This window comes from Pseudomonas putida, assembly GCF_002741075.1.
Lineage (GTDB): Bacteria > Pseudomonadota > Gammaproteobacteria > Pseudomonadales > Pseudomonadaceae > Aquipseudomonas > Aquipseudomonas putida_T.
This window is the reverse complement of sequence record NZ_CP016634.1, coordinates 2,802,375-2,814,498: the sequence shown is the minus strand read 5'-3', so window position 1 is coordinate 2,814,498 and position 12,124 is coordinate 2,802,375. Positions and strand designations below refer to the sequence as shown.

The 12,124-nt window shown below is 64.9% G+C and carries 14 protein-coding genes; 7 read left to right on the top strand and 7 right to left on the bottom strand.

What is annotated here, in order from left to right:
• Positions 1-213: 213 nt before the first annotated feature.
• Both IEC33019_RS13100 and IEC33019_RS13095 read right to left on the bottom strand, forming a co-directional pair.
• Entirely contained in the window at positions 214-810 is a 597-nt protein-coding gene (locus tag IEC33019_RS13100) for a superoxide dismutase (RefSeq protein ID WP_070092379.1), read from the bottom strand.
• Between the two features lie 201 nt (positions 811-1,011).
• Positions 1,012-1,611, bottom strand: a complete 600-nt coding sequence (locus IEC33019_RS13095; RefSeq protein ID WP_070092380.1) for a LysE/ArgO family amino acid transporter — start codon at positions 1,609-1,611, stop codon at positions 1,012-1,014.
• A gap of 125 nt (positions 1,612-1,736) precedes the next feature.
• Between IEC33019_RS13095 and IEC33019_RS13090 the strand changes: the two genes are divergently transcribed.
• The 3 genes from IEC33019_RS13090 to IEC33019_RS13080 all read left to right on the top strand — a co-directional run bounded on the left by IEC33019_RS13090 (position 1,737) and on the right by IEC33019_RS13080 (position 4,584).
• Entirely contained in the window at positions 1,737-2,627 is an 891-nt protein-coding gene (locus IEC33019_RS13090) for a LysR family transcriptional regulator ArgP (protein WP_070092381.1), read from the top strand.
• A gap of 49 nt (positions 2,628-2,676) precedes the next feature.
• On the top strand, positions 2,677-3,672 hold the full coding sequence (locus IEC33019_RS13085) for an NAD-dependent epimerase/dehydratase family protein (RefSeq protein ID WP_070092382.1): 996 nt from the start codon (positions 2,677-2,679) through the stop codon (positions 3,670-3,672).
• 87 nt (positions 3,673-3,759) lie between these two features.
• A complete protein-coding gene (locus IEC33019_RS13080; RefSeq protein ID WP_070092383.1) occupies positions 3,760-4,584 on the top strand; it encodes an ATPase in 825 nt (274 codons plus the stop codon).
• Between the two features lie 96 nt (positions 4,585-4,680).
• On the opposite strand, the gene IEC33019_RS13075 is transcribed toward IEC33019_RS13080, so the two are convergent.
• The 3 genes from IEC33019_RS13075 to IEC33019_RS13065 are packed head-to-tail and all read right to left on the bottom strand — an operon-like array spanning position 4,681 to position 7,235.
• Positions 4,681-5,730, bottom strand: a complete 1,050-nt coding sequence (locus tag IEC33019_RS13075) for an alkene reductase (RefSeq protein ID WP_099593618.1) — start codon at positions 5,728-5,730, stop codon at positions 4,681-4,683.
• A gap of 19 nt (positions 5,731-5,749) precedes the next feature.
• Positions 5,750-6,919, bottom strand: a complete 1,170-nt coding sequence (locus IEC33019_RS13070) for an MFS transporter (protein WP_070092385.1) — start codon at positions 6,917-6,919, stop codon at positions 5,750-5,752.
• 13 nt (positions 6,920-6,932) lie between these two features.
• Positions 6,933-7,235 (bottom strand): ArsR/SmtB family transcription factor, encoded by a 303-nt coding sequence (locus IEC33019_RS13065; protein ID WP_043213583.1) that lies wholly within the window; start codon positions 7,233-7,235, stop codon positions 6,933-6,935.
• Positions 7,236-7,388: 153 nt separating this feature from the next.
• Here IEC33019_RS13065 and IEC33019_RS13060 point away from each other — a divergent pair, with 153 nt between their 5' ends.
• On the top strand, positions 7,389-7,961 hold the full coding sequence (locus tag IEC33019_RS13060) for an ACP phosphodiesterase (RefSeq protein WP_070092386.1): 573 nt from the start codon (positions 7,389-7,391) through the stop codon (positions 7,959-7,961).
• 131 nt (positions 7,962-8,092) lie between these two features.
• Here IEC33019_RS13060 and IEC33019_RS13055 read toward each other — a convergent pair whose 3' ends face one another.
• Together IEC33019_RS13055 and olsB are read right to left on the bottom strand one after the other, a co-directional pair.
• Positions 8,093-8,881, bottom strand: coding sequence for a lysophospholipid acyltransferase family protein (locus IEC33019_RS13055; protein WP_070092387.1), 789 nt, complete (start codon positions 8,879-8,881; stop codon positions 8,093-8,095).
• Positions 8,881-9,636, bottom strand: coding sequence for an L-ornithine N(alpha)-acyltransferase (gene olsB, locus IEC33019_RS13050; RefSeq protein WP_070092388.1), 756 nt, complete (start codon positions 9,634-9,636; stop codon positions 8,881-8,883). The genes IEC33019_RS13055 and olsB overlap by 1 nt, the downstream gene beginning before the upstream one ends.
• Before the next feature lie 135 nt (positions 9,637-9,771).
• Here olsB and IEC33019_RS13045 point away from each other — a divergent pair, with 135 nt between their 5' ends.
• The 3 genes from IEC33019_RS13045 to IEC33019_RS13035 are packed head-to-tail and all read left to right on the top strand — an operon-like array spanning position 9,772 to position 12,083.
• Positions 9,772-10,659, top strand: a complete 888-nt coding sequence (locus IEC33019_RS13045) for an acyl-CoA dehydrogenase (protein WP_070092389.1) — start codon at positions 9,772-9,774, stop codon at positions 10,657-10,659.
• Between the two features lie 42 nt (positions 10,660-10,701).
• Complete coding sequence (locus IEC33019_RS13040) at positions 10,702-11,790, top strand: serine hydrolase domain-containing protein (protein WP_070092390.1); 1,089 nt, start codon at positions 10,702-10,704, stop codon at positions 11,788-11,790.
• Positions 11,787-12,083, top strand: a complete 297-nt coding sequence (locus IEC33019_RS13035; protein WP_070092391.1) for an amidase — start codon at positions 11,787-11,789, stop codon at positions 12,081-12,083. The genes IEC33019_RS13040 and IEC33019_RS13035 overlap by 4 nt, the downstream gene beginning before the upstream one ends.
• Positions 12,084-12,124 lie beyond the last annotated feature (41 nt).

Sequence of the window (12,124 nt, the reverse complement as noted above, 5' to 3'; positions counted from 1 at the left end):
TTCATCCTGTCGTTGTCAATATATCGGTTTTAAGGACTGGCGACTTGAGTGCGCGGTATCAACTTTCCAGATGATTGATGTTAGCGCGCTATCGGGTGGGGGCAAGGGCCGGCGAGGTGGGTTTACGTGCAAGGCGCGCCGTTGGCAAATCCTGCGCAAAAAAAATCCGACGCATGAGCGTCGGATTTTTTTGGATCGAAGGTTACCCAGGCTTCAGGCCTTGAAGGTCTTGCCTTCGAACTGCTCGGCCACGAAGGCCCAGTTGACCAGGTTCCAGAACGCCTCGACGTACTTAGGACGCAGGTTGCGGTAGTCGATGTAGTAGGCGTGCTCCCAGACGTCGCAGGTCAGCAGCGGGGTGTCGCCGCTGGTCAGCGGGCAGCCGGCGCCGATGGTGCTGGCCAGGGCCAGGGAACCGTCGGCCTTCTTCACCAGCCAGCCCCAGCCGGAACCGAAGGTGCCGACGGAAGTCTTGGTGAACTCTTCCTTGAACTTGTCGAAGGAACCGAAAGCCTTGGTGATGGCATCGGCCAGGGCGCCGGTCGGCTGGCCGCCGCCGTTTGGCGACAGGCAGTTCCAGTAGAAGGTGTGGTTCCAGACTTGAGCGGCATTGTTGAAGATGCCACCCGAGGAGGTCTTGACGATGTCTTCCAGGGACTTGCCCTCGAATTCGGTGCCAGGGACCAGATTGTTCAGGTTCACGACATAGGTGTTGTGGTGCTTGTCGTGGTGATACTCCAGGGTTTCCTTGGAGATGTGCGGCTGCAGGGCATCGTGGGCGTACGGCAGCGGCGGCAATTCAAAAGCCATGGTGGATCTCCTGATTCAGGTCTGTTCGCGGTTTGCGCAAGGCCGATCACGGGCGGCCCGATGTGCGTCAGCGCGTTTGGCACGCTTTGCGACGCAAGGGCTGGATCATAGCACCGGCCCTTGCGCATAACCACGCAACAAACATAGGGAATAGAGGTTCCCATGTGCTCAAACCTGGCTGACGGATGGGCAATGCTGCTGTCAGGTGAAGATCAATTGGGCGGCCACGGCGAACATCATCACCGCCACCATCAGGTCCAGCAGGCGCCAGGTAGTCGGGCGGGCCAGCCAGGGGGCGAGCCAGGCCGCACCGAGGGCCAGGGTCGAGAACCACACCAGCGAGGCGCTGGCGGCACCGGCGACGTAGGCGCCTGGCACGCTCTGCTGGGCCCCCAGCGAGCCGATCAGCAGGACGGTATCGAGGTAGACGTGCGGGTTGAGCAGGGTCACTGCCAGGGCGCTGAGCAGCACCGCGCGACGCGAGCGCATACCCTGGCCTTCCTGATGTTGAAGGCTCTGCTTGGAGCACGCGCTACGCAGTGCCTTGGCGCCGTACCAGATCAGGAACACCGCGCCGCCCCAGCGCGCGACCGCCAGCAGGGTAGGGTTGTGGGCCAGCACCGTGGCCAGGCCGAACACCCCGGCGGCTACCAAGATGGCATCGCAGACGATGCACAGCGCAGCCACCGGCAGGTGATGCTCGCGCCGCAGGCTCTGGGCCAGGACGAAGGCATTCTGTGCGCCGATGGCCATGATCAGGCCGAAGGCCACCAGCATGCCGTTCAGATAGCTTTGCCACATAACAGGAACACTCCACTGACGCCGACCAAGCGCCGACGTTGATTGCCAAAGAAGATGCTGGCCATTGTGAGGAAATGCCCTGTATAAGAAAAACAAATAAAGCTGATCTGGCATTAGAGAAATCGATGTTCGACTACAAGCTGCTCGCCGCCCTCGCTGCCGTCATCGAACAAGGCGGTTTTGAACGTGCCGCCCAGGTACTGGGCCTGTCGCAATCGGCCATTTCCCAGCGCATCAAGTTGCTTGAGGCGCGGGTCGGCCAGCCCGTGTTGGTGCGGGCCACACCCCCAAGCCCCACTGAGGTGGGCCGCCAATTGCTCAACCATGTGCAGCAGGTACGCCTGCTCGAACGTGACCTGCAGCGCCAGGTGCCGGCATTGGATGAAGAAGGCCTGCCGGAGCGCCTGCGCATTGCCCTCAATGCCGACAGCCTGGCGACCTGGTGGGCCGGTGCGGTGGGGGATTTCTGCGCGGGGCAGCAGGTCTTGCTCGATCTGGTGGTCGAAGACCAGGAGGTCGGTCTCAAGCGCATGCGCGCGGGCGAAGTGGCGGCCTGTCTATGTGGCAGCGAGCGGCCGGTGGCCGGCGCGCGCAGCCTGCTGTTGGGAGCCATGCGCTACCGGGCGTTGGCAAGCCCTGCGTTCATGGCCCGGCATTTTGCCCAGGGCTTCGAGGCGCGTCGCCTGGCGCGCATCCCCGCGGTGGTGTACGGGCCGGATGATTTCCTGCAACACCGCTACCTGGCTTCGCTGGGGATCGAGGGCAGTTTCCTGTACCACCTGTGTCCTTCATCCGAAGGTTTTCTGCGTATGACCGAGGCTGGCGTGGGCTGGGGCCTGGTGCCTGAGCTGCAGGCCCGCGAGCAACTGGCCAGCGGGCAGTTGGTGGAAATCTGCACCGATACCCCCATCGACGTGCCGTTGTACTGGCATCATTGGCGCAATGGCGGGCAGTTGCTCGCTCAGTTGACCGAGCACCTGCGTCAGACCGCATCGAGCTGGCTGGTGCCCTTGTAGGCGCGGGCGACGTCAGCTGCATCTGTAATCTGGCAAGGCGGAGTGTTACATGCGAATTCTGGTCACCGGTGCGAGCGGCTTCATCGGCGGGCGCTTTGCGCGCTTTGCCCTGGAGCAGGGCATGGAGGTGCGGGTCAATGGACGGCGCGCCGAGGGCGTGGAGCACCTGGTCAAGCGCGGGGCCCAGTTCATCCCTGGCGACCTGGGCGATGCCGAGCTGGCCCGGCGGCTGTGCCAGGGTGTCGATGCCGTGGTCCATTGCGCTGGCGCCACCGGTCACTGGGGCCGTTACCAGGATTTTCACCAGGGCAACGTGGTGGTCACCGAGAACGTGGTCGAGGGGTGTTTGAAGGAACACGTGCGGCGCCTGGTGCACCTGTCGTCGCCGTCGGTGTACTTCAATGGTTCCTCGCGCCTGGACATTCGTGAGGAGCCGTTGCCTCGCCGCTTTCATGACCACTACGCGACCACCAAGCGCCTGGCCGAACAGAAGGTCTTCGGCGCCCAGGAGTTCGGCCTGGAAGTGCTGGCCTTGCGGCCGCAACGGGTCACCGGCGCGGGCGATGCGGCGTTCTTCCCGAGGCTGATGCAACTGCAGCGCAAACGCCGCCTGGCAATCATCGGCAATGGCTTGAACAAGGTCGACTTCACCAGTGTGCACAACCTCAACGAAGCCTTGCTCGGTGCCCTGTTCGCCGACGAACAGGCGCTCGGCCAGGCCTACAACATCAGCAACGGTCAGCCGCTGCCGCTTTGGGATGTGATCAATTACGTGATGCGCCAGATGCAACTGCCCCAGGTCACCCGCTACCGTGGCTATGGCCTGGCCTACAGCCTGGGCGCATTGAACGAAGCCGCCTGCCTGCTGTGGCCTGGCCGCCCACAACCGGCCCTGTCGCGCCTGGGCGCGCAGATGATGAGCAAGGATTTCACCCTGGATATCAGCCGCGCGCGACAACACCTGGACTATCGACCCAAGGTCAGCCTGTGGACCGCGCTGGATGAATTCTGCGCCTGGTGGAAGAACGTGCCCGGCCAGCAGTGAACCCCGGGCGTGGATAATGGTCATCAGTGCGCCGCTTAGGCGGTTTATACTCATGCCTCTTTGCTATTACTGTGGTTGAAAGCCTCCATGCGTAATGACCCCTTCGACAATTTCGACGATGTGCCGAGCCTGCGTGCCGGTACCCCGGATGATGATGAACTGCTCCCGGCGCACGTGGCGCAGAACCGACGCAAGGCCGTGCGTCCGGCCAGCACGGGCCCGTTGTGGGCACTGCTTGGGGCCTCGGTCATCGCCCTGGCGGGCCTGGGGTGGTGGAGTTTTCAGCAGATCTCGCTGATGGAGCAGCAGTTGGTGGCGACCCAGGAAAGCTTCGCCCGGATCAGCGAGGAAGCAGCCGGACGCCTGCAGGCGATCAGCGGCAAGGTCGACGCCAGCGAGTCCAGCGTCAATACCGGCAGCGAGGCCCTGAAACTGCAGATCCGCCAGTTGAAGGCGAGCCTGGCCGAGCAGAGCAAGCAGCAGCAAGGCGTGGCGGGCCAGGCGGGGGATCTGGGCAAGCGTCTGGAGCAGGTGCTGGCCGATACCCGTGAACAGCAAAAGGCTGTGGCGGAGCTTCAGAGCCAGTTGCAGGCACAGCTCAAGGCGGTGAATGGCGAGTTGGCCGCGCTCAAGTCCGGCCAGCTGGATGGTGGCAAACTCGACGGTCAGCTCAAGAGCCTGAGCAGCGAAGTGGCGAGCCTGAAGAAACAGGGCAACCCGAGTGCAGCGATCGAAAGCCTGGAGCAGGATGTACTGGTGCTCAAGAGCCAGATCGACAACCGCCCGGCACCCAGCGCCGGTGGCGCCTCGGTGCAGGAGTTCGATGCCTTCCGCAGCCAGGTGACCCGCAATCTCAATACCTTGCAGAGCCAGATCCAGAACCTGCAGCAGCAGATCAACGCCCGGCCCTGACAACGCTGCTAGCCCTCGCGACACAAGGCCGCGCCTACATCGGTAGGCGCGGCCTTGTGTCGCGAAAGGGCCGCAAAGCGGCCTCAGGCGTTTGAATCACATCCGCGGATAATCGATGTAGCCCACCGGCCCCTTGGCGTAGAAGGTCTCCGGGTGCGGCTCGTTCAGCGGCGCATCGGCGGCCAGGCGGGCGGGCAGGTCGGGGTTGGCGATGAACGGAATACCGAAGGCCACCGCGTCGGCCTTGCCGCTGGCCAGTGCCGCATTGGCGCTGGCTTTGTCGAACCGCTCATTGACGATGTATGGGCCCCCGAATGCTTCCTTGATCAGTGGGCCGATGCTGTCGTCGGCTTCCTTCTCCCGCGAGCAGATGAACGCGATACCGCGCTTGCCCAACTCCCGAGCGACATAGCTGAAGGTCTCGGCACGGTCGGCATCGCCCATGTCATGGGCATCGGCCCGTGGCGCCAGGTGCACGCCAACGCGGTTGGCGCCCCATACCTCGATCGCCGCGTCGGTCACTTCCAGCAGCAGGCGCGCACGGTTTTCCAGAGAACCGCCATAGCGGTCGGTACGCTGGTTAGTGCTGCTTTGCAGGAACTGGTCGAGCAGGTAGCCGTTGGCCCCGTGGATCTCCACGCCATCGAAACCGGCAGCCTTGGCATTCTCGGCACCGGTGCGGTAGGCCTCGACGATGTCGGCGATCTCTTCGGTCTCCAGGGCGCGCGGCGTTGGGTACTCGGTGATCGGGCGGATCAGGCTGACGTGGCCCTTGGGTTGGATCGCACTCGGGGCCACCGGCAGCTCGCCGTTGAGGTAGTTGGCGTGGGAGATGCGCCCCACGTGCCACAGTTGCAGGAAGATACGTCCGCCCGCGCCGTGCACGGCCTTGGTGACATTGGTCCAGCCGCGCACCTGTTCGTCGGACCAGATGCCGGGGGTGTCGGGGTAGCCGACGCCCATGGGCGTCACCGAGGTGGCTTCACTGAGGATCAGCCCGGCGCTGGCGCGCTGCACGTAGTACTCGGCCATCAGGGCGTTGGGCACCCGGCCTTCGTCGGCGCGGCACCGGGTCAGCGGGGCCATGATGATGCGGTTGGGCAGTTGCAGGTCGCCCAGGGTGATCGGATCGAAAAGCGTGGTCATTGGCGTAGCCTCGCGTGGGTCAGTTGGAAGCGGTGGCCAGTTCGGCATTGCCGCCGCGCTGGCTGAAGGTAATCAAGGTGATGATCAGCGCCAGTACCGCCAGGACCGCTGCGGCCAAGGGCACGCGGGTCAGGCCGAAGCCGTGGGCGATGACACTGCCGCCGACCCAGGCGCCCAGGGCGTTGCCCAGGTTGAAAGCGCCGATGTTCAGGGTCGAAACCAGGTTGGGTGCGGCCTTGCCATAGGTCACCACGTTGACCTGCAGGGCAGGCACGGCGGCAAAGGCGGCTGTGGCCCAGAGGAACAGGGTGATCTCGGCAGGCACCAGGGCCGTGCTGGTCCAGCTCAGGGCTGTGGACACCACGGCCATGGCGGCGAACACACCCACCAAGGTGGCCCCCAGGCGGCGGTCGGCGAGCTTGCCGCCGAGGATGTTGCCCACGGTCAGGCCCAGGCCGATCAACAGCAAGGTCCAGGTGACGCCGCGGGGCGATACGCCGGTGACATCGCCAAGCAGGGGTGCCACGTAGGTGAACAGGGCGAACATCGAGGCCGAGAACAGCACGGTCATGCTCAGCGATAACCAGATGCCGGCCCCTTTGAGGGCGCCCAGCTCGGCGCGCATGTCGACTTTCTCTTCCTGGTGCTGCAGCGGCAGGTAACGCACCAGGCCGATCAGTGCGATCACGCCGATGGCGGTGACCGCCCAGAAGGTCGAGCGCCAGCCGGCGGCCTGGCCCAGGGCGGTACCCAAGGGCACGCCGAGCACGTTGGCCAGGGTCAGACCGGTGAACATCAGGGCCACGGCCGAGGCGCGGCGATTGGCCGGTACCAGGCTGGCCGCGACCACCGAGCCGATGCCGAAGAACGCACCATGGCACAGGGCGGTCACTACCCGGGCGAACATCAGCAGGTCATAGTCCGCGGCGACTGCACACAGCAGATTGCCGACGATGAACACGCCCATCAGCGTCACCAGTGCTGCCTTGCGTGGCAGGCGCGCGGTAGCTAGGGCCATGAACGGAGCGCCGATGGCCACGCCCAGGGCGTAGCCGGTCACCAGCCAGCCGGCACCGGGGATGGTCACGCCCAGGTCCTGCGCCACATCCGGCAGCAGGCCCATGATGACGAACTCGGTGGTGCCGATGGCGAAGGCGCTGAGCGCCAGGATCATCAGGGAAAGAGGCATTGCAAGGTCCTTTTCAGAGCTCTTGGCTCATCTGCTGGAGGAACGCCTGGATGGTGTCCTCGTTGCGTTTGAAAAAGTGCCACTGGCCGATCTTCTGGCTGCTGATAAGGCCGGCGCGCTGCAAGGTGGCCAGGTGGGCGGAGACGGTCGACTGCGACAGGCCGCAGCGTTGATCGATCTGCCCGGCACAGACGCCGTATTCGGTGCTGTGCTGCTGGTCAGGGAACTGCGCGGCCGGGTCTTTCAGCCAGGTGAGGATTTCTCGCCGTACCGGGTGGGAGAGGGCTTTTATTATTTCGTCGAGATCAAGAGGCATGGTGGGACTCGTGGTGTGTAGCGTTATATCGCGATGGAGCGAAATATAAATCGATATTTCGCGATATACAAATATGAAGAGGTTCTGAGCTGAGCGCGAATCGCTATATCGCGTTATAACGATATGGGTGGCGCGAGTGCTAGACTGGGCGCCATGAACTACCTCGCACACCTGCACCTTGGCGGTCGTGAGCCGCAACAACTGCTCGGCAGCCTGTATGGCGATTTCGTCAAAGGCTCGCTGCAAGGGCGTTTCCCGCCAGCCCTCGAGGCCTCGATCCGCCTGCATCGTCACATCGACAGCTACACCGACAGCCACCCGCTGGTGCTGGCGGCACTGGCGCGTTTCCCCCGGGAGCGGCGGCGGTTTGCCGGGATCGTCCTGGATGTGTTCTTCGACCATTGCCTGGCGCGGCACTGGGGGGATTACGCCGAACAGCCGCTCAGTGCCTTTACTGGGGACTTCTACCGCGTCCTGCTTGCCGAGCCGGCACTGCCCGGGCGGCTGGCGCATATCGCGCCGTTCATGGCCGCGGACGACTGGTTGGGCGCCTATGGGGATTTCGACACGCTGGGGCAGGTGTTCCGGGGTATCGCGCGGCGATTGTCACGGCCTGAAGGCATGGATGGGGTGATGGGGGAGTTGGAGGCGTTGTACGAGCCGCTGTTGGCGGATTTTCGTGAGTTCTATCCGCAGTTGCAGGCTTTTGCGCTGGCGAGTCGGTGAACGCTCATACGACCGTGCGGGCCTTTTCGCGGGTAAACCCGTTCCTACAGGTCCAGCGGCGGCAGTCAGAGCAGCGGAAACCTGTGGGAGCGGGTTCACCCGCGAAAAGGCCGACTGAACCGCCACAAGACTCAAGCCGCCTTCGCGTGCCGCCGCGGCGCCGCTTCAGGCTCATCGGCGCCATACAGTGCCAGGTGAACCGCTTGCTGCGCCTGGAATGCCAGCACCGCCCGTTCCTTGCCTAGGCTGGGGATCGGCTCCAGCAATTGGATGATCACTTCCCCTCGTGGCTCGCGGAACAAGCGCATCAGATGCGATACCAGGTCATCGTCGCCGATGAACGGCGCAATCGGGTCCGGTTGACCCTCGCGCAGGTACTGGATCGCCACCGGCTGCACCGGTGTGCCCTGGTCGATGGCGCCGGCCAGCAGCCGGCCATGGAAGGTCCGCAGGGCGCGGCCGTCGGTGGTGGTGCCTTCCGGAAAGATCAGCAGTGGCCGTTGCTGACTCAGTTGCTGGCCGATCTGCTGGGACAGACGCTGGCCGTCACCACCGCCACGGCGGATGAACAAGGTGCCGGCTTTTTCCGCCAGCCAACCGGCCAACGGCCAGTGGCGCACTTCGGCCTTGGACAGGAACGACAGCGGCGTGAGCATGCCGAGCAGGGGAATGTCGGTCCAGGACACATGGTTGCTGACCCATAACATCGGTCGTCGTGGCACCGGCCCGAGCACGTGGACCTCGAAGGGCAGGGCGGCGACCAGGCGCTGCATGAACCGGCAGGTCCAGCGCTGGCGACGCTCGCAGGAGGCCTTCAGGCCCAGGCGTTCACCCAGGGCGATGATGCTGGCCATCGCAATGCCCAGCGTCAGAACCAGCAGCAAGCGCGTCAGGCGGGCGAATGCCCGCAGGCCAGGCATCAGACCGCCGCCTTGAAGTGACGGGCATAGCGCGGGCAGAGATCGTCGCGCTTGAGCAGGATGAACACGTCGGCGACCTGGAAGTCCTCGTCCCAGCAGGGTTCGCCGCAGATCTTCGCGCCCAGGCGCATGTAGGCCTTGAGCAAGGGCGGCATTTCGGCGATGACGTTGTTTGGCAGGGCCAGGATCGGCAGTGGTTTCTTCGGCTCGGCGCGCAGGTGCTCGGTGCACAGGTAGCGTTCGCGCAGGCGCTGCATGATGGCATGGGCCTGCACGCCACCATCCTGCATCGGGATGCTGGCGCACCCCATCAAGTAGTTGTAGCGGCCTTCGTTGAGCACTTCGGCGAGCTCGCCCCAGAGCACGGCGATGGTGCCGCCGTTGCGATAGGCCGGGTCGACGCAGGTACGGCCCAGTTCCAGGATCGGCCCTTGCAGTTGCAGCAGGCCATGCAGGCTGAATTCTTCTTCGCTGTAGAAGCGTCCCAGGCTGCTGGCGGCCTGGTGATCGAGCAGGCGGGTGGTGGCGACCAGTTGGCCGGTGGCCAGGTCGCGCACGCCAATGTGGCGGCAATGAATGTCGTAGTCGTCCATGTCCAAGCCCAGTTCCGCGCCCTTGAGCTTGGCCTGGAATTCGGCGCTGAACACCTTGAAACGCAAGGCCTGTGCTTCCTGCAGGGCTGTGGCGCCGACCAGGCGTTCGGCTTGCAGACGGCGTTCAGTGCTGTTGTCGCCAGAGCGTGCGATCCGAGTCATTGCGAGTCTCCATAAGCCAGCCAAAGGGTTGCGGCCGGTCGACTTTGTTGTGCAAAGTCAGCCTAGGTAGGCGCGGTGTCACCCCCGTGACGCTTTGGTGATGCTTGCGTGACAACCCCTGACGAGGAGCCTGCGATGCCCTGGTTGCAAAGAATCAACGACCCTTTCCGCCAGCCCCAGGCCCAGAGCCTTGGAGAAGGCCATGCCGCCTTGCTCGAACGTCTCGGACAGGTTTCGCCCTTCGAGTTGGCGGTGCTGGGTGGCCGGGCGGTGGCCACGCCGGGGCTGGCCTTCCTGATCGGCTACCAGGCGGCCTTGCGTGTGCTCTGGCCCAGTGCCCCGACCAGCCTGGGCGCCTTGTGCGCCACCGAGCGGCGCAGCGTGCGCCCGGCGGACATGCAGACCCGGCTCGACAACCTGCGCCTGACCGGCAGCAAGGATTTCGTCACCGCGGGGCTGGACGCCGAATGGCTGCTGGTGGCGGCGCGCAGCGAAGCCGAGGGAGAGAAACCCCGGCTGCAACTGGCGGTGGTCTACCCCGGTGAGGCCGGGGTGACGCTGGAGGCCTTGCCCACCTTGCCGTTGATGCCCGAGGTCGGGCATGCGCGCCTGCAATTGCGCCAGGCCACCTGCGAACTGCTCGCCGGTGATGGTTGGGATGCCTACGTCAAACCCTTTCGCTCTTTGGAAGACCTCTACGTGCTGGCCGCCCTGGTGGCCTGGCTGTATGGCGTCGGTCAGGAAAGCGCCTGGCCCCAGGAGCTGCGGCTGCGTTTGCTCGGGCTGCTGGGAGGGTGCGCCGAGGGCAGCCGGCAGTGTGCCGACAGCGTTGCCTGCCACTTGCTATTGGGGGGGCTGTTCGCCCAGTTCCATGCACTGCACGATGCAATCGACCAAGCCCTGGCCAGCGGGCCACCCCATTGGAGGCAGTTGTGGCAGCGCGACCAGGGCGTACTGGCGTTGGCCACGGCGGCGCGGGAAAAGCGCTTGCACAAAGCCTGGACCGCCGTCGGATTGTCATGAAAGCCTGGCAAGCTCGCCCGTTCAGCAGCATGAGGGGCAGCCATGGGCAGGCTGGGGAAATTGCTGGGCATCCTGGCATGGGTGAGCGTTTCAGCCTGGGCCGAACCCTGGCCGGACCCGGACTGGCCGCGCGAACCTTCTACAATCGACTGGCAGGCGGTCGAGGCCTATGCCTTTCCCGCCCGCGACGAGACCCGTCGCACGGGCGTACGCAGCGATGCGCTGCTGGTCATCCGTGACGGGCGCATCCTTTATGAGCGCTACGTCGCGCCCACCGGTGCCGACACTGCCCACCTGACCTGGTCGATCAGCAAGAGCGTGCTGGCTAGCGTGCTGGGGGTGGCGTATGGCGAAGGACGTTTTGCCCTCGATGAGCCGGCCCTGCGCTACTACCCCCCACTCCAGGCGCATTCCGAATTGCGCATCATCGACCTGTTGCACTGGGCCAGTGGCCTGGCCTGGCAGGAAGACTACGAGTACGCGCCGCTCAAGTCCTCGGTGGTGGCCATGCTCTATACCCGTGGCCGTGCTGACATGGCTGCCTTCACCGCGGCGCTGCCGGCCGAGGTGGCACCGGGCGAGCGCTTTCGCTACGCCAGCGGCGACAGCAATCTGTTGGCCGCGGCCTTGCGCGGCATGCTGGCGCCGGGCGGCTACGACGACTACCCGTGGCGGGCGCTGTTCGAGCCCTTGGGGATTCGCAGCGCGGTCTGGGAGCGCGACGGTGCCGGCACCTACGTGGGCTCGTCCTACCTTTACCTGAGCGCGCGAGACCTGGCCCGCATCGGTCTGCTGATGCTGCGTGACGGGCGCTGGCAGGGGCGGCAACTCCTGCCTAGGGAGTGGGTGGCGTTCAATCGGCAGTTGTTCGAGCGGGCCGAAGCGCTCCCGGGCGAGGCCAACCCAGGTGGTCACTGGTGGCTCAACCAGCCGTTGCCAGGCCACCCCGCGCCTTGGCCAGACGCTGCGCAGGACACCTACGCCGCCCTTGGCCATTGGGGCCAGGCGCTCTATGTGGTGCCGTCGCAGAAGCTAGTGATCGTGCGCTACGCCGATGACCGCGACGGCACCTACCAGCACAACGAACTGCTCAAGCGAGTGCTGGCGGCCGTGGCCAGGGAGGGGAGATGAAGCGCGTCGCGCTGTGGCTGGTGGTGGCGCTGCTGGCGTGGGTGTGGCACGAGCGTCAGGCGTTGGCGGACTTTCCGGGCATCCTCTCGGCGTATTCGGCCAAGGAGTATTGCTCGTGCCGCTTTGTCATGGGCTTCGATGAGGCGTATTGCCGGGGCTATGTGAAGCAATACCTGCCTTTGGGCAGGCTGGAGGAGGACCGCGAGCAGCGTCAGGTGTTCGCCGAAGGCCTGGGGCGCCGTAACCAGGCTGCTTGGGTGGGATCGCGGGAGGGCTGCCGCTTGCTGCCGTGAAGGCGGGCGGGTAAGGTTGACGGCCTTGTTACACGAGATTT